Origin of the sequence: Proteus sp. G2300 (genome assembly GCF_009915965.1) — a bacterium.
GTDB classification, from domain to species: domain Bacteria; phylum Pseudomonadota; class Gammaproteobacteria; order Enterobacterales; family Enterobacteriaceae; genus Proteus; species Proteus vulgaris.
Genome location: NZ_JAABNK010000022.1, coordinates 66978 through 83128 on the forward strand (window position 1 = coordinate 66978; position 16151 = coordinate 83128).

At 40.1% G+C, this 16151-nt stretch carries 18 protein-coding genes; 16 read left to right on the top strand and 2 right to left on the bottom strand.

What is annotated here, in order from left to right; all coding sequences use genetic code 11:
- Positions 1-19 precede the first annotated feature (19 nt).
- From GWI97_RS18220 to GWI97_RS18390, 16 genes are all read left to right on the top strand, one after another.
- Positions 20-274, top strand: a complete 255-nt coding sequence (locus GWI97_RS18220; protein WP_202609420.1) for a DUF7210 family protein — start codon at positions 20-22, stop codon at positions 272-274.
- Positions 274-600, top strand: a complete 327-nt coding sequence (locus GWI97_RS10760) for a head-tail connector protein (RefSeq protein WP_069367006.1) — start codon at positions 274-276, stop codon at positions 598-600. The genes GWI97_RS18220 and GWI97_RS10760 overlap by 1 nt, the downstream gene beginning before the upstream one ends.
- A gap of 8 nt (positions 601-608) precedes the next feature.
- A complete protein-coding gene (locus GWI97_RS10765) occupies positions 609-932 on the top strand; it encodes a phage head closure protein (RefSeq protein WP_123822042.1) in 324 nt (107 codons plus the stop codon).
- The gene (locus tag GWI97_RS10770) at positions 929-1369 is read left to right on the top strand and encodes an HK97-gp10 family putative phage morphogenesis protein (RefSeq protein WP_023582509.1); all 441 of its coding nucleotides are present in this window, start codon (positions 929-931) and stop codon (positions 1367-1369) included. Before GWI97_RS10765 ends, GWI97_RS10770 begins: the two co-directional genes overlap by 4 nt.
- Positions 1366-1701, top strand: coding sequence for a hypothetical protein (locus tag GWI97_RS10775; RefSeq protein ID WP_161751972.1), 336 nt, complete (start codon positions 1366-1368; stop codon positions 1699-1701). The genes GWI97_RS10770 and GWI97_RS10775 overlap by 4 nt, the downstream gene beginning before the upstream one ends.
- 65 nt (positions 1702-1766) lie before the next feature.
- Complete coding sequence (locus tag GWI97_RS10780) at positions 1767-2234, top strand: phage tail tube protein (RefSeq protein ID WP_115350930.1); 468 nt, start codon at positions 1767-1769, stop codon at positions 2232-2234.
- Between the two features lie 2 nt (positions 2235-2236).
- Positions 2237-2617 carry a phage tail assembly chaperone gene (locus tag GWI97_RS10785; protein ID WP_088495895.1) on the top strand — a complete coding sequence of 127 codons (381 nt, stop codon included), beginning with the start codon at positions 2237-2239 and terminating at the stop codon, positions 2615-2617.
- Positions 2618-2658: 41 nt separating this feature from the next.
- Positions 2659-2922 carry a phage tail assembly protein T gene (locus GWI97_RS10790; RefSeq protein WP_223672497.1) on the top strand — a complete coding sequence of 88 codons (264 nt, stop codon included), beginning with the start codon at positions 2659-2661 and terminating at the stop codon, positions 2920-2922.
- A gap of 19 nt (positions 2923-2941) precedes the next feature.
- Entirely contained in the window at positions 2942-6208 is a 3267-nt protein-coding gene (locus tag GWI97_RS10795) for a phage tail tape measure protein (protein ID WP_161751973.1), read from the top strand.
- 2 nt (positions 6209-6210) lie between these two features.
- Positions 6211-6543: a phage tail protein gene (locus GWI97_RS10800; RefSeq protein WP_109402835.1), complete on the top strand. Its 333-nt coding sequence runs from the start codon at positions 6211-6213 to the stop codon at positions 6541-6543.
- Positions 6540-7289: a phage minor tail protein L gene (locus tag GWI97_RS10805; protein WP_069366998.1), complete on the top strand. Its 750-nt coding sequence runs from the start codon at positions 6540-6542 to the stop codon at positions 7287-7289. The genes GWI97_RS10800 and GWI97_RS10805 overlap by 4 nt, the downstream gene beginning before the upstream one ends.
- Before the next feature lie 5 nt (positions 7290-7294).
- Positions 7295-8002, top strand: a complete 708-nt coding sequence (locus tag GWI97_RS10810) for a C40 family peptidase (protein ID WP_161751992.1) — start codon at positions 7295-7297, stop codon at positions 8000-8002.
- A gap of 78 nt (positions 8003-8080) precedes the next feature.
- On the top strand, positions 8081-8944 hold the full coding sequence (locus tag GWI97_RS10815; RefSeq protein ID WP_161751974.1) for a tetratricopeptide repeat protein: 864 nt from the start codon (positions 8081-8083) through the stop codon (positions 8942-8944).
- A 53-nt stretch (positions 8945-8997) separates the two neighbouring features.
- Positions 8998-9591: a tail assembly protein gene (locus GWI97_RS10820; protein WP_237585387.1), complete on the top strand. Its 594-nt coding sequence runs from the start codon at positions 8998-9000 to the stop codon at positions 9589-9591.
- Between the two features lie 19 nt (positions 9592-9610).
- Positions 9611-13435 carry a TipJ family phage tail tip protein gene (gene gpJ / locus GWI97_RS10825; RefSeq protein ID WP_161751975.1) on the top strand — a complete coding sequence of 1275 codons (3825 nt, stop codon included), beginning with the start codon at positions 9611-9613 and terminating at the stop codon, positions 13433-13435.
- A gap of 17 nt (positions 13436-13452) precedes the next feature.
- Positions 13453-14946, top strand: a complete 1494-nt coding sequence (locus GWI97_RS18390; RefSeq protein WP_237585388.1) for a phage tail fiber protein — start codon at positions 13453-13455, stop codon at positions 14944-14946.
- A 131-nt stretch (positions 14947-15077) separates the two neighbouring features.
- On the opposite strand, the gene GWI97_RS10835 is transcribed toward GWI97_RS18390, so the two are convergent.
- Both GWI97_RS10835 and GWI97_RS10840 read right to left on the bottom strand, forming a co-directional pair.
- On the bottom strand, positions 15078-15485 hold the full coding sequence (locus tag GWI97_RS10835) for a hypothetical protein (protein WP_072063026.1): 408 nt from the start codon (positions 15483-15485) through the stop codon (positions 15078-15080).
- Complete coding sequence (locus tag GWI97_RS10840) at positions 15482-16048, bottom strand: Panacea domain-containing protein (RefSeq protein WP_072063025.1); 567 nt, start codon at positions 16046-16048, stop codon at positions 15482-15484. The genes GWI97_RS10835 and GWI97_RS10840 overlap by 4 nt, the downstream gene beginning before the upstream one ends.
- Positions 16049-16151 lie beyond the last annotated feature (103 nt).

The following is a 16151-nucleotide window of genomic DNA, read 5'->3' on the forward strand; positions in this document are numbered from 1 at the left end:
CTTTTTCTTTGGGGGCAACATGAAGCTAATTATATTACGAGCCATTTATTTTGGTGGTGTCGTTGTTACTGAGGGGAAAGAGATTGAAACCTTAGAACAACATGGTCGTGAGTTAATTCAAAAAGGGTATGCAAAAGAAAAGGAAGTTGTACATCCTGCTATTGAGCCTGAGCCTGAGCCTGAGCCTGAGCCTGAGCCTGAGCCTGAGCCTGAGCCTGAGCTTGAGCCTGAGCCTGAGCCTAAAAAAAACACCAAGGCTAAAAAGGAGAAATAATGCTTTCTCTGGAATTAGTAAAACAACATTGCAATATTGATCCTGATTTTACGGATGATGATAAATTGCTCGCTCTTTACACCAAATCTGCAGTGAAGTTTGTCGAGAACTACACTCGCAGGACGCTTTATGAAAAGGAAGTATCGGAAGGATACCAAGAAGATGCCGATCATCTATTACTGACAGATGATGTTTCAGCAGCCATGTTACTACTGATTGGGCAGTGGTATGACAATCGAGAAGGTGTGATTACGGTAAGCTCGTTTTCAACTCAACCATTTGCAGTGGAAGCGTTATTGCAGCCTTATCGAATTTACGGTGTGTAGGAGGTTGTATGCAAGCTGGTCGCCTAAGGCACAAGGTTAAATTTCAGCGTAACGCACCCATTAAATTACCTTCAGGGCAATTTAAAAAAGAGTGGATTGATATCGCTTCAGTGCGGTGCGAAGTAAAACATCTTTCTGGTCGTGAACTGATATCCGCTAATGCTGAAATGTCAGAGGTTACCGTTAGAGTGTGGATGCGTTATCGACCGGATATTAACAGTACCTGCAGAATGGTTTGGCGTGAGCAAATTTATGACATTCAGTCAGTCATCCCTGATGAGAAATTGACTCGATTAGAATTGCTATGCAAACAAGGAGTTAAACAATCATGAATTTGGATTTCTCCGATCTACTCGACTTATCAAGAGAGTTAGATGTTTTAAGCCGAGCTGAAAGTCATCAAGCGATGCGAAAAGCAACCAATGCGGCCGCAACGTTATTACGTGATGAAATCAGAACGTCCGCACCACGAAAGACGGGAAAATTAGCACGAAATATAGTGACCCGTAATCACAGAATGCGCAATAAAGGTGAGGTTTCTTCGGGCGTTTATGTTCGAGGGAGTAACGCATCAGGCACAAACAGTGATACATCCATGAAAAGTGATCATCCTAACAATGCCTTTTATTGGCGCTTTCTTGAAGAGGGTACTTCTAAAATGGCGCCAAGGCCTTTTATACGTCCCACTTTTGATCGTGAATCGGATAAGGCAGCCAATTTAGCCATTAGCGAATTAAATAGAGCGATTGATGAGGCGCTAGGAAAATGACAGAGGCGGATATCTACGCAATTTTATCACCCGTATTACCTGATAAAGTTTTTCCGTATGTTGCTCCACAATCAAGCCCTGCAATAACAGCGCCTTGGTGTGCCTTCTCTTTGTACGATGTCAAAGGCGATGTACTGAAGGGGCAAGCCGAAACGATGACAAATATTCAGGTTGATGTTTATGCCGATACGATTGATGAGGCAAGAACGCTTCGCTTGTTATTTGCTAACGCCTTAACAAAATTAAGCCCTGTTGAAATTTCAGAAAAACAAGGCTACGAGCCTGATACAGGATTGTTTAGAGCAACATTTGAATGCCAAGTTTGGCAATAGCATCGCCTTATTATTCACACTAAAGCCACCTTCGGGTGGTTTTTTTATGCCAATAGGAAATGATCATGTCTAGTAAATATGAAAAAACACAAGGCACTAAAATCAGTGTCTCGAAATTACCTGCAACGGAAGTTAACCCTGCTGATGCGGTATTTTTAGGGATTTCTTGTTCAACAAAAGAGATCAGTTATACCGGTGGGCAGAAATCAGATATTGATGTCACCACGCTCTGCTCTGAGGAGCAAGAAGTTACCAATGGATTATCTGCACCTGCAGAGCTCACCATTAATGGTAATTTCACCGATGATGAAGGCCAAGAAACATTACGTACCGCGTATGAAAATGATGAAGTTCATGCCTTTAAAGTGGAGTTCCCTTCGGGGATTGGCTATGCCTTTTTAGCTGAAGTGCGTCAAAACAGTTGGAGTGTTTCTACTTCGGGTGTGGTTTCTGCTTCATTTACCCTACGTTTAAAAGGTAAATCTAAGCCGATTAAAAACGGGACTGTTAATTTAAATGAAGGTAGCGAATAATCATGAAAAAACCGTCATTAAAATCACTGGCTTTAAGTGAAAAGAATGCCTTTCGCACAAAGAAAGTGAATGTTGCTGAATGGGAAAATGCGGTTGTCATGCTTCGTGAACCGTCATCACCTGCATGGATGAAGTGGCGTGAAATTATTCATCATGATAATGCTGAAGATGAACATTCGTTATCTGACATTGAAATTGCACAACGTAATTTACGTGCCGATGTTGTGATGTTTATTGATGTGTTGCGTGATGAAAACGGGGATGTCGTTTTTGATGAATCAGACATCAACGATGTGATGGCTATTTATGGCCCTGTGCATTCTCGTTTATTAAAACAAGCGCTCGATTTAACTATTTCGGTTGATGATGCAGAAAAAAAGTAGCCCAGCCTGATACTTTCTTTTTAATGACATTGGCGCTCCGCATGGGGCGCACTCTTGACGAACTCACTCGCCAAATGAGCTTGAGTGAACTTCGGATGTGGATGGCTTTTGATCGCATTAATCCCATCGGTGATATTCGTAGTGATATTCAAACAGCACATATCGTTTCTTCCATTTATCACTCTCAAGGCGGTAAATGCACGCTTTCTGATGTGCTTTTACGGTGGGATCCCAAAGCAACACAAGAAAATGATGATAGTTCTAATGGGTTAGAGAATTTCTTTCAGTCTATTTCAGAAAATTAATTATTTTTGCGAGGATAAAATGGCAAAACTGCGTGAACTGATTATTAAAATTTCTGCTAATTCTTCCTCGTTTCAATCTGAAATAGCGCGGGCTTCGCGTATGGGAGAAAACTATTATCGGATCATTGAGCAAGGCGGACGACGCGCCAGTGGCGCATCTCGTGAAATGCAACGTGCTATCCATGATCTAAATGGTGAGTTGTCATCCATTAAAAATACTGTATCAGGCGTTGCGGGTGCATTTGCAGGGGCTTTTGCAACACAGCAACTTATCAATTATGCAGACGTATGGAGTCAACTCAGCGGTCGATTAAAATTAGCGTCTACGTCGATGGAAGATTTTAAGCAAGCACAGCAAGAGTTAATGACGCTGAGCCAAAGAACGGGCACATCGATTGCTGCGAATACGAATCTATACAGCCGTGTTGCACAATCTATGCGTGATGCGGGTTATGCCTCAAGTGATGTTGCGAAAGTCACTGAAACCATTGCAACTTCATTAAAGCTCTCTGGTGCCAGTGCTGAAGAAACCAGCTCTGTTATTACACAGCTAAGTCAAGCATTAGGCTCGGGTGTTCTTCGCGGTGAAGAATTTAATGCCGTTATGGAAAATGGTGGGCGATTAGCAAAAATGCTGGCTGATGGTATGGGAACGACGATTGGTGGCCTGCGTGAAATGTCGCAAAGTGGACTACTCACGATGGATAAAATTGTTCCTATCCTGACAAATACGCAACAGTTACGAGCCGAATTTGAGCAATTACCAGCTACGGTAAGTGGGTCTGCGCAGAAGATTGAAAATGCGTTCATGGCATGGATCGGCAATGTTAATGAAACATCAGGTGCTACTCGCACACTATCAACCGCAATGGAGGGGATCGCTAACAATATTGATGGTATAGCCTCTGTTTCTGGTGTGTTAATTGGTTTGGGGTTGGCGCGTTATTTTGGTGGGTTAACAACAAGTGTAGCGAATGCAACCATTGGGGTTGCGCGTGCAACAAAAAGTGAAATAGCACATGCTCAAGCTCAATTGCAAGGTATAAAAATATCAACGGCTAGAGCAAGGGCAGCAGTCTATCGTGCTCAACAAGCAAGGTTAGCAGCACAAAGTGTTGAGCAACAAGCATTAGCTGAGCGCCGATTAGCTTCCGCGCAGGCAACATTAAATAGAAATATTTCAGCTAGACGGACGGCACAATCAAATTTAAATAGAGTAGCTTCTGTTGGAAGTCGCCTTCTTGGTGGAACTGTGCGTTTGTTAGGAGGGATCCCTGGACTCCTTCTTGCAGGGGCTTCTACATGGTACATCATGTATCAAAATCAAGAGGAAGCGAGACGTTCTGCTATGGAGTATGCGGAAACAATAAATCAAGTTCAGGCAAGCTTGAAAAAAATGTCTCTTTCTGATGTTTTGGATAATCAAGGGAAAACGAATAGCTCTTTAATAGAACAAAATAGACTGATTGAAGAACAGAAACAAAAAGTAAGTGACTTAGAAAAGAACATTAGAGGATATAAACAAATTTTAGCCTCTCCTGGTCCGAAAATGGGTGATTTCATGATAAATCATCTATCCAGTGAGTCAGAAGTCGTTAAGCAATTAGAGGATGCCGAAGCTAGCTTGCTCGCGGAGCAAGAAAAACTCCTGCAAATGCAGGAGAAATCGACAGGAATTCAGTCAGCATTAAAAAACATTGAAGAACAACGAGTATTTTTAATTCGACAACAGGCTTCAGAGCAAAATAAAGCCCATCAAGCCTTGTTGTTTATGAATGCTGAGCAAACGAAGTTCAATCAGATCATGAATATTGGTAACAATATGCTCGCTACTCGGCAGGCACTCGTCAATATTCCTATGCGTATTCCTAATGCACCACTAGATGATAAACAGCAAACGCTAATAAATAACTCTGAACGAGAGAAAATTCTCTCTTCATTAACGGGTGAAGCTAGAGTTATTAAACAGGCCGAATTTTCTGCCGATGATGTGGGGTTAACCAATACGCCTGAGCATGCCGAAAATCGTCAGAAATATATTAATAACCTAGTGACTGCTTTTCAAAATCGAGAAAAGCTAAATGAATCTCTTCAAACAGGAAAAGCAACACAAAGCGCCTATGAAAAGGCGCAGAAAGAAGCTGAAAGAACCGCAGAGCAATATGAGCGGAAGATAGCAGATTTAAGTGTGGCAACAGAGGTTCAGAAGGTTAGAGCTTCACAAGGTGAAAAAGCCGCTTCTCTTTATGCGGCATCACATGAAAATGGGGCTAAATGGACGGATAAGCAAAGAGAAGCGATTGAACGCTCATCTGTCGCTCTCGCAGAATGGACACAAAAAGCAGATGATGCCGTGAAAAAGCATCGTGATATGGAAGAGGCTCGTAAAAAACTGCAAGAAGCCACGGTCAAATTTAACGATGAAGCTACGTTAGCGACTCAAACCAATAGCATGAATTCGCGAGAAAAAAGCTACTTTGAAGAAAGCCAGCAAATAGACCGTATCTACAATGAATCTGCAAAGAAAACAGAAGATATTGAAGCCAGATCTAAAGCATTAGATGCATTAGATCTTAAGTATCGAAATATAGCGCTCGCTGAATCTGACTGGACCGCAGGTATAACGCGTGGAATGAAAGATTGGGTTCAAGAAAGCGGTAACTACGCTACTCAAACAGCCTCTGTTGTTCAAAATGCAATGGGAGGAATGGTTGACACGATCAGCGATAAATTAAATGGCAATAAAGCCAGCTGGAAAGATTGGTCTGTTAGCGTGTTGAAATCTATTCAGAATGTACTCATTAATGCGGCAATAGTGAATAGCCTGAATACAATGGCCGGTGCTGGTGGTTGGATGGGCGCTGTTGGTGGATTTTTAGGTGGTGTTGCTCATGCTAAAGGTGGGGTACATAGTTCAGAAAGTCTAGGTTCTTATAGTAATCAGATCGTTAGCTCACCTACTTATTTTGCCTTCGCTAAGGGGGGCGCGCCTAATCTCGGACTCATGGGCGAAGCAGGGAGTGAGGCTATAATGCCATTAACTCGAACTGCAGATGGCAACTTAGGGGTTAGAGTTGTTGGTGGTAATAATCAGGGCACTACTTCAGCACCACAGGTTTACATTACCATTGACGGTAATGGTAATTCAGAAACTCAATCGACGAATGGGTTCGAGCAGTTTGGTGCGGAGATTGGCCGATTTGTTGATAGCCGTTACCGAGAGTTAATGTCCAAAGATATTAGGCCGGGTGGTTTAATTTGGAATGCAACTCGAGGAGGCCGTTAAAAATGGAAACATTCACTTGGTGTCCGCGTGTAAATCCGACTGAAGATGTCTCTTACAACATAAGGAAAGTCAAGTTTGGGGATGGTTATGAACAAGTTTCTGGTAATGGTTTAAATTCACGCAGTCAGAAATGGTCAATGGAGTTTGTGGGTGATGAAGATTACATTTCAGCTATTCGTCACTTTATTGATAAACACGCAGGAATAAAGTCATTTTTCTGGAAACCGCCTCTTGAGCCACTTGGATTGTATCGTTGTGATGAACACAAACTCATTCCGAACGGTGCAGGAAATTACACCCTTTCTTTGGTTTTTATTCAGGCATTTAAATCATGATCACAGCCGATTATCAAAAATTAGAGCCGGGCAATACTGTCCGGCTTTTTGAAGTTGATGGTACAGAATTTGGTGTTCCTAATATTCTGAGATTCCATGCATACAATATTCCCATCACGGAAGAGGAGATGCAAAAGGCTAAAGGAGAAATAGAGGCTAAGTCCATTTGGTGGCAAGGGAATGAATATGGGGCATGGCCAGTTCAAATAGAAGGGTTAGAGTCCTCTACAACGGGATCTAGTGCTAATCCTAAATTATCAGTGGCTAATTTAGATAGCTCAATAACCGCATTATGTCTGCATTATGATGATATGTTGAAAGCGAAAGTGATTATTCACGATACACTTTCTCATTATCTCGATGCGGAAAATTTTAGTGATGGGAATGCTTCTGCAGATCCCACCCAAGAGCGAGTATCTGTCTTTTATATTGATAGTAAAAGCGCAGAAACAAATGAATTTGTTGAATTTACACTGGCAAGCCCAATGGATTTACAAGGTGTGATGATACCCACTCGGCAACTACATTCAATGTGTACGTGGTGTTTACGAGGGCAATATAAATCGGGAGATGGGTGTGATTATGCAGGGCAAAATGGTTATTTTGATAAACAAGGTAATCCTGTTGATGATCCATCACTAGATAAGTGCAGTGGTTTATTGAAAACGGGGTGTGTACCACGATTTGGTAAAAATAATCCTCTTCCTTTTGGTGGTTTTGTCGGAACTTCATTGTTACGGAAATAATAATGATGCAAAAGAAAATACGAGAGGCGATATTTTCTCATGCAAAAAAGGAATATCCCAAAGAAGCATGTGGCGTTATCGTACAAAAATCCAGAGTAAAGACGTATTTACCTTGCGTAAATGTAGCTACAACACCTCAAGAGCACTTCGTTATTTCTCCTCAAGAATATGCATTATGTGAAGACCAAGGCATCGTTATTGGTATTGTTCATAGTCATCCAGATGCCACGACTCAACCTTCTGAGTTAGATCAGGCTCAATGTGATGCACTGGGTATCCCTTGGTATATTGTCAGTTACCCCGAGGGGGATTTTCGTGAAATTCTTCCTCGAGGCGAGCTTCCTCTTATTGGTCGTCCATTTGTGCTTGGTTTTACGGATTGTTGGGGCCTAATCATGAGTTATTTTAAGCAGACACATAATATTGTATTACCTGATTATCGTGTTGATTATCCGTGGTGGGAGCAAGGTGAGGATCGCTATATGGATAATTGGCAAGAAGCGGGGTTTGTGAAAGTAGAAGGTGAACCACAAGCAGGCGATATGGTTGTTATGCAGGTTCAATCCAATGTTGCAAATCATGCCGGTATTATTCTGGATGATGGCATGTTATTGCATCACCTTTATGGGCGATTAAGTCAACGAGTTCCTTATGGTGGTTATTGGCGAGATAGAACAATTGTTGTTTTACGCTATAAATCACTAATTAAATAAGTAAATTATAAATACGCTTTTAATTATTCACATACATGAGTAGCATTGTTAAATGCTTATTTTTACTGAGGTGTGATGGTGAGTGTAAATAATTTATTGAATATGGCAGATAATGCATTGAAATCATTTAATTATAATGAAGCTTTGGATTATTATAATAAAGTATTGGAAATATCACCTTCCAATGAAACGGCATGGTTTGGCAAGGCAGAATCTGTTGGGTATTTATCATCAGTTGATTTAGCAAAATTTTCTGAAATGGAAAATTGTTTCAACAATGCAATTAAGTTTTCTAGAGATCCTGATTTCATAAAGAAACAAAGTGCCAACTCTATTAATCTTATTGTATCTTTATATTATAAAGAGTGTAAAAAATACGCACAAAAATATATTCATTTAGATGGGATATGGGATAATTTTATACAACAAAGCTTAGACGCTATATTAGCATTAGAAACTGCACATTCTTACTATAAGGAAAATACATCAATACTTATTGAGATTATCTCAATATGTACAGAAAATATAGAAGGGATGCCGTATGTTGAGAATGGAAAATCGAAAGTTGCATATATAACTAGTGAGCATGAAAAAAAACTTAGAGATTTAATTGAAGTTTACGGTAATGAAATAAAAAAAACAGAGCCAAACTACAAAATACCAAACCCAAAGAATATAAAAGAAAGTAATTCATGCTTTGTTGTAACAGCAACGATGGGAAATGAATATAATGTTTTTGTTAGTGAATTAAGGAAATTAAGAGATAAAATACTTCTCAAAAGTAAAGTGGGATCTAAATTTGTTAGTTGGTACTATAAAGAGAGTCCAAAATTAGCAAAATTAATACAAGAAAAAAAACTTCTAAGAAGTATTAGTTTTATTTTTATAGTGCTTCCTTCTTTTTTAATATCAAAGTTTATTTTTTTAATAAAGCGTAAATAATTTTTACATCTTAAATATAACCCGCCAAGTGCGGGTTTTTTTATGGAGTTTTTATGCAAGAAGAAAAAATGGTAACAATAGAGTTAAGCGGAATATTAGGCAAAACATTTGGTAAAACTCATCAGCGCATAATTACGACAACATCAGAAGCAATCAGAGCACTTTGTTGTACCTTAAATGGATTTGAACAGTATTTAAATACCAGTAAATCACGAGGATTAACATACGCTGTATTTAAAGGGAAAAAGAATATCGGTGTTGATGATCTTAATTTCCCAATATCAGAAGAAATTATTCGTATCGTTCCCATTGTGGTGGGGAGCAAAAGAGGGGGTGTTTTTCAGACTATTTTTGGTGCCGTCCTTGTTGCTGCCGCTATATGGCTACCTTGGGGTTCCGCATTATGGGCCAGTAACCTTTTATTTGCTGTTGGCGCATCAGTCGCTATCGGCGGTGTTATTCAAATGCTTTCACCTCAACCGAAAGGTCTTGCAATGCAAGATCAGGGTGAAAACAAACCTTCGTATGCGTTCGGCTCTCCTACTAATACCGTTTCTCAAGGTTACCCAGTACCAGTGCTTTATGGCGAAAGAACTATTGGTGGTGCCATCATTTCTGCAGGTATTTATGTAGAAGATCAGCAATAAATCTATTTGGAATAATCTAATGAGAAAAACAATTCACGGTCAAAAAGGGGGCGGTGGTAGTCCTCGCGTGCCTGTTGAGCAACCTGATGATTTACAATCTATTGCTAAAGCAAAGTTACTCATTGCCTTGGGGGAGGGAGAATTTGCCGGAGAGTTAACGGCACAAAATATCTTTCTTGATGGCACACCGTTAGAAGACACTGAAGGAAATGCAAATTTTAGTGGTGTAACGTGGGATTTTAGATCAGGAACACAAGCACAGACTTACATTCAAGGATTACCTAGCGCTGAAAATGAAATCAATGTTGGCTCAACGATTTCGAGTAAAACACCGTGGGTTCATACATTTACTAATTCACAATTATCGGCTATTCGGATTCGTCTAAAGTGGCCTTCATTATTCAAGCAAGAAGATAATGGGGATTTGGTGGGTAATGAAGTTAAATACGCCATTGATTTACAAACTGATGGTGGTAGCTGGAAAACCGTTATTGATAGTGCCGTGAAAGGAAAAACGACTTCGGGTTATGAGCGCGCGCATCGAATTGATTTACCTGAGTCGAAAACATCATGGTCACTACGTGTTAGAAAAGTCTCTAATGATGCTAATAGCAGTAAAATCGGTGATACGGTTGTTTTGCAAAGTTACACTGAAGTCATTGATGCTAAATTTACCTATCCTCATACAGCGTTACTTTATATTGAATTCGACTCTAAACAATTCAACGGCTCTATTCCGCAAATAACGTGCAAACCGAAAGGGCGCATAATCCGAGTACCCTCAAATTACAATCCTATTGATCGCACCTATGCGGGTGTGTGGGATGGTTCCTTTAAATGGGCATGGACCAATAATCCCGCATGGGTTTTCTACGATATTGTTATCTCCGACAGATTTGGTCTTGGACAACGAGTAAATCAACAACAGATTGATAAATGGGAGTTATACCGTATAGCGCAGTATTGCGATCAATTGGTACCCGATGGGAAAGGTGGTGATGGCACCGAACCTCGTTATGTCTGTGATGTTTATGTGCAAGATAGAAATGAAGCGTATAACGTGTTACGTGACTTTGCGGCTATCTTTCGAGGAATGACCTATTGGGGTGGCGGTCAGATTGTGACATTAGCGGATATGCCTCGTGATATTGATTATAGCTATACCCGAGCTAATGTGATTGATGGCAAATTTATTTATTCAAGTAGTAGCAGTAAAGAAAAGTATTCCACAGCATTGGTTTCGTATTCAGATCCGCAAAATGGATATGCTGATGCAATGGAGGCGGTGTTTGAACCTGATTTAGTTTCTCGGTTTGGCTTTAATCAATTGGAGGTTACGGCAATTGGTTGCACCCGACAAAGTGAAGCCAACAGAAAAGGGCGCTGGGGAATACTGACAAACAATAAAGACAGAATGGTGACATTCTCTGTTGGGTTAGATGGGAACATTCCGCAACCCGGTTACATTATCGCTGTTGCTGATGAACTGTTGTCAGGAAAAGTCACTGGTGGTCGAGTGAGTGCCATCGATGGCAGAAATATCACGTTAGACCGTGTTTCAAGTGCTGTGAGTGGTGACCGCTTAATTCTCAATCTTCCTTCAGGGCAATCGCAAGCAAGAACGATACAAACAGTATCAGGGAAGGTGATCACGGTTACAACGGAGTACAGTGAGACACCAGAGACAGAATGTGTGTGGGTTGTAGAGTCAGAAGAGCTGTATGCGCAACAATATCGGGTTGTCAGTGTTACAGAAAATGAATCTAATCAATTTACTATTACCGCCATTCAGCATGATCCCAATAAATATGAACATGTTGATTCTGGCGCATTGATTGATGAAAGGCCCATTAGCGTTATTCCTCCTAATAACCAGCAAGCCCCGAAAAATATTGTCATCGACTCTTACTCCATTGTAAGCCAAGGCGTTAGCATTGAAACGATGCGAGCACAGTGGCCACAAGTTGAAAATGCAATCTCTTATGAAGCGCAATGGCGTAGAAACGAAGGCAATTGGGTCAATATGCCTCGAAGCTCCATTAACTCTATTGAGGTTCCTAATGTTTATTCAGGTCGATATTTAGTTCGTGTTCGAGCCATTAATGCTTCTGAGATCTCAAGCGGATGGGGATATTCTGACGAAAAAACGTTAACAGGCAAAATAGGTAACCCACCAAAACCGATTAACTTCAGAACGTCGCCATTAGTCTTTGGCATTAAGCTAGACTGGGGATTTGGTGAAAACACCAGTGATACGTTAAAAACTGAAATCCAGTACAGCAAGACGAATGATGGTGAAGGTCTGATGCTGTTATCCGACGTACCTTATCCATCTAAAACCTATGAAATGGCAGGTTTATCAGCTGGTGTAGCGTTTTATTTTAGAGCAAGGTTGGTGGATAAAACCGGCAATCAATCTGAGTGGACTGAGTTTATTTGTGGGGAATCGGAGTTTGATGTAGGTACAATATTGCCAGAGCTTGATGGACACTTCATGTCATCAGAAGCCGGTCAGCAACTTAGTGAACGCTTGGATTGGAATGCTGAGACGGCACTTATTCTTAGTAACGCTGACTCTCAACTATCACGCAGTTTGTTGGTGAAACACGGTCAATCACAGGCTGGTATTCGCGAGCTATGGCAAGTTCGTGCAACGGATAACGAAGCCTGGGCACAGGAAGTTAAAGAAATTTACTCCGCTGTTGGTGATAACACGTCTGCAATTAAAGAGACACAAACGTCAATTACCAAGCTTGATGAGGCTATCGGTCAGCGCTTTACTGAAATACGTACTAAGGTTGATAAGGCTGAGGCCGATATTGCTTCAAATTCTCAAGCCATCTCTAACACAAACAAGGCATTTGCTGAAAACAAAACACAAGTTCAAGCTAAGTTTGATGAACAGGAGGGAATGATACAGGAGAAAATGCAAGCTACCTTCAATCAGGCTGGTGACGGTGTTGTCACTCACTCAATCAATATTACTATCAAACATGATGGCGTTAGTTATAACGCAGCAGGGCAAGTGATTAGTGCTCAGGTTAAGAACGGCAAGCTTGAATCATTCATTGGCTACAACGCCAATAATTTTGCTTGGTACAACCCCGCAAATGGCAAGATGGAATTATTCATGTATGCCAAAAATGGACAATTCTTTATTAAAGAAGCGTTTTTAGATAAAGCGAATGTTCGTGAAATGGTGTTATCTGAAGCCATTAAATCCAATAATTACGAGGCGGGTAAAACAGGATTTATTATTGATGCTAATACTGGTAATACTGAATTTAATAGTGCGATATTCAGAGGGATGATTGACGGTGCCGATGGTAATTTCAATGGGACGGTTAAGGTCGGAAAGTTAATAGGAAATATTGTTTCAATTTCTGACGAGATTTATATAAATGATAGATGGAAAGGTGATGGAATAAGGGAGTTGTTTAAATTTAAACAGCGAGATACTCCATGCTACTTGTGGATTAACGGCTCATTACATCAAGAAGATTATATTCCTGATTGGTTTGGAACAAAAACGCCGAATAGAGCATTAATGGGATATATGGCACCATTTATGGGAGAGGGTAGAGGTGTTGCTGAGATTTATGTTGATGGGGTTTTTAATGTAAAAACAGTTTCTGTTTGGTCGGGAAATCCATCGAATGATAGAAAAGATGAATATGTTTGTAATGAGTTTGTTGTAAAAATACCAGCTGGAAAGGGAATAAGTAGTGTTGGTATAAAAATACCTTATGCTGGAGGTGGGCATAGCGGGGAGTGGACGGAGTTTATTTTAAGAGGACGAGTTTTTGCATTTCCTGATTCAAGCGAAGAATTTCTAATTAATTAAACTATGGAATAAATAAAATGATATACACAACAGGCACTGTTAATACAGTGTCAGGGTCTGCTATTGTCAAAGGCACTGGCACTAAATTTAAAAATAATAATCCAGCTATTAATATCGGAATGACGATTTTAATTAAATCGGGAACAACAAATATTCCGTATATGATTAAATCTGTTAATTCCGACACTGAATTAGTATTAGCACAACCGGCATTAGCCACAGCAACTAACACCACATTCTCAATTCATATTACTGAGCCAGATAATAATAGTGATGCAGCAAGAACCATGGTCGCTATTAATAGTTACGTTGAGTATTTTCTTGATGCAATGAATACATGGATGACTCAAACGGGGCAGACAAAAATTGAGATGCCGAACGGAGAGGTTGTCACGCTCGATAGCATTAAGAAGATGCAAGGGGATATTAGTGGAAAGTTGGATAAAATAGGCGGTGTGATTACCGGCAATTTAACAACATCAGCTAATTTATCACTAGCTAACGCTGGTGCTGATAAGGCTGTGCTGAAGCGAAATAAAGACCAGGCGGCATGGCTAGCATTTTTATCGGATAGTGGGGTTATCCGTTGGCGAGCAGGAATGAGTACAGAAGGGGATAATGATAAGTTTAAGATAGCAGGTTGGTCTAGTGGCGGTGGAACCTATGTTAATGCGCTGGATATCAGCTATGGCGGTTCTATTGTTTTAACTGAATCATCATGTTTAATAAATGGTAAGCCAGTGATGAGGAGTGGTGATTATGGATTCGGTGGTGGTGGTTCATCACAGTTAATGAAACAAACCACAGAGGCTGAGGTTGAAAAATTCATTAGAGAGTCGATTTGTCAAATTTGGCGTCCTAATGAAACAGATAGTAAATTCTCTACGAGATATGCTACGAATTTTTTAGCTAAAACAGCGGACACTTTATTTAATATAGGTATTTCTCATAACACAAATAAAGTTACAATAACATCAGGGACTACAGCAGGGGCTTTAATTGTTAGGGATTTATGGAATAGTTTAAACACTACAACAGACCCTCAAGGTTTTATCAAAAAAGCATCCCCAATTATCAATATCTACCCTGATGGTACATTTACCACTAACGACGAATCCGAAGGTGCTACGGTTACTCGAGTAGCGCAGGGTGAATATCTCATCGAAGGCGTATTAGGTTTTAACTCAGATGCCGGATGGGGTGGCGTTGATGGCGGTATTGAAATTCCACTCGATGTTAATAAACAGCCACTTATTTGGGTTAACTCTGAAGTAAATGAGGACGGTTCTATTCTCGTTAAAACCTATCATCGCACTCATCCTAATGCACCTAAGTTCGCCCGTAATGATATTGACGGCTTCAATGATAGCGATCCGATTGATATTCCAGCCGGTCGCTTTATTTCCGTTCGTGTACAGATGCCAGAGCAATCCATCTATAACGTGAGAATGCGTGAGATGGAAGAAGCGCAGAAAGCGGAAGAGGAACGCAGACAAAAAGAAGAGGACTAATTGTGATATTGTTGAGCGGACTGTTTTCGCTAACTAACTCGTCCGCTTAATATAAATATAAAAGAGATAAGTCTAAAAAAGAATTATTACATACGAAGACATAAATAAAAAAAGAGTGCTTAATGCACTCTCTAATAATTAGAACAAAAAGTACGCCAAAATTTAAAGTTTTTTGGGATTACTTGTTCTGAAATACCAAAACCTGCGTTTATCCTTTTAAATACATCAAAGCTAACATCGCTTCTCGGAATAATTTCGCCTGTCTGAACTCTTGAAATAACATTTGGAACTCGCCAAATGATAGCTTCTCTATAAACCACGTAACTATCATGTCGAATAAAATCATGATCTCCTGGTTTTAATAAGCAGGTTGCATCGAATGGGACACCCTCTTTACAACTTGATATATTTACAACCAAAACACAATCACAACCATTAATGGGGTAATAAACAGGATCATTGCAAACAACGTGTAAATGCTCACATGGGCCTGTTGGTGCTAACACCGTACCTCTTTTATATGGTTGATAATCAATCATGCTAATTCAGAACTAAATGCCTTGAGCTGTTTAGTTTCATTAAAACTTCGCAAGCACGCATCCGCTTCTTGTTCAGTCTTACCGCCAGCTAGAAATATGTCTCTTGGGTTAATGGGGATAGATGAACCATGAGGATCATTCCACTCTGGACATATTTCATGAGTTAAATCGCAAATTCGAAACCTTTTCAGGTGTCCATACTTGGAAAAAGTCTCATCAAGTATTTTTATATCCGCTTTACTTAGCTCATCAAAATCATCGTCCATAACACCTGACAATACTTTTTTTATGCTAACTTCATAGTTAGCCTCACCAGAGATCCATAATTCCCATGGAGAATCATCATAATCTCCACCAGATTTAACTAAATCATAAGTTCTGGATAAAACAGGCCCATGATTCATAGAAACGTAGCTGTCTCCTGACATAGAGTCACCAAATCTAATTAAGCACTCTCTATCAGCAAGGTAAAGAAGTTTCATTAATTTTATGTATGCCATGCGCCCACCGCGTTTATGCAGTAGGTATGCAGCCATTTGAGCTACTTTTTCTTCGCAAAACATAGAAACCTCCAAGACACACTAAATAAGTTACCAAGTGATAACTCTTGGTTAAAAGTATACCCGCTGGTAATAGGATTAGCTATTATTTCCGCTTTTTTTTGTG

What these genes read in the sequence shown, in the direction of transcription:
- GWI97_RS10795 (WP_161751973.1), top strand. Translation starts at nt 2,942, where the DNA reads ATGGCAAAACTGCGTGAACTGATTATTAAAATTTCTGCTAATTCTTCC.
- gpJ (WP_161751975.1), top strand. Translation starts at nt 9,611, where the DNA reads ATGAGAAAAACAATTCACGGTCAAAAAGGGGGCGGTGGTAGTCCTCGC.
- GWI97_RS10800 (WP_109402835.1), top strand. Translation starts at nt 6,211, where the DNA reads ATGGAAACATTCACTTGGTGTCCGCGTGTAAATCCGACTGAAGATGTC.
- GWI97_RS10805 (WP_069366998.1), top strand. Translation starts at nt 6,540, where the DNA reads ATGATCACAGCCGATTATCAAAAATTAGAGCCGGGCAATACTGTCCGG.
- GWI97_RS10835 (WP_072063026.1), bottom strand. Translation starts at nt 15,485, where the DNA reads ATGATTGATTATCAACCATATAAAAGAGGTACGGTGTTAGCACCAACA.
- GWI97_RS10775 (WP_161751972.1), top strand. Translation starts at nt 1,366, where the DNA reads ATGACAGAGGCGGATATCTACGCAATTTTATCACCCGTATTACCTGAT.
- GWI97_RS10820 (WP_237585387.1), top strand. Translation starts at nt 8,998, where the DNA reads ATGCAAGAAGAAAAAATGGTAACAATAGAGTTAAGCGGAATATTAGGC.
- GWI97_RS10780 (WP_115350930.1), top strand. Translation starts at nt 1,767, where the DNA reads ATGTCTAGTAAATATGAAAAAACACAAGGCACTAAAATCAGTGTCTCG.
- GWI97_RS10790 (WP_223672497.1), top strand. Translation starts at nt 2,659, where the DNA reads ATGGGGCGCACTCTTGACGAACTCACTCGCCAAATGAGCTTGAGTGAA.
- GWI97_RS10770 (WP_023582509.1), top strand. Translation starts at nt 929, where the DNA reads ATGAATTTGGATTTCTCCGATCTACTCGACTTATCAAGAGAGTTAGAT.
- GWI97_RS10785 (WP_088495895.1), top strand. Translation starts at nt 2,237, where the DNA reads ATGAAAAAACCGTCATTAAAATCACTGGCTTTAAGTGAAAAGAATGCC.
- GWI97_RS10760 (WP_069367006.1), top strand. Translation starts at nt 274, where the DNA reads ATGCTTTCTCTGGAATTAGTAAAACAACATTGCAATATTGATCCTGAT.
- GWI97_RS18220 (WP_202609420.1), top strand. Translation starts at nt 20, where the DNA reads ATGAAGCTAATTATATTACGAGCCATTTATTTTGGTGGTGTCGTTGTT.
- GWI97_RS10765 (WP_123822042.1), top strand. Translation starts at nt 609, where the DNA reads ATGCAAGCTGGTCGCCTAAGGCACAAGGTTAAATTTCAGCGTAACGCA.
- GWI97_RS10840 (WP_072063025.1), bottom strand. Translation starts at nt 16,048, where the DNA reads ATGTTTTGCGAAGAAAAAGTAGCTCAAATGGCTGCATACCTACTGCAT.
- GWI97_RS10810 (WP_161751992.1), top strand. Translation starts at nt 7,295, where the DNA reads ATGCAAAAGAAAATACGAGAGGCGATATTTTCTCATGCAAAAAAGGAA.
- GWI97_RS18390 (WP_237585388.1), top strand. Translation starts at nt 13,453, where the DNA reads ATGATATACACAACAGGCACTGTTAATACAGTGTCAGGGTCTGCTATT.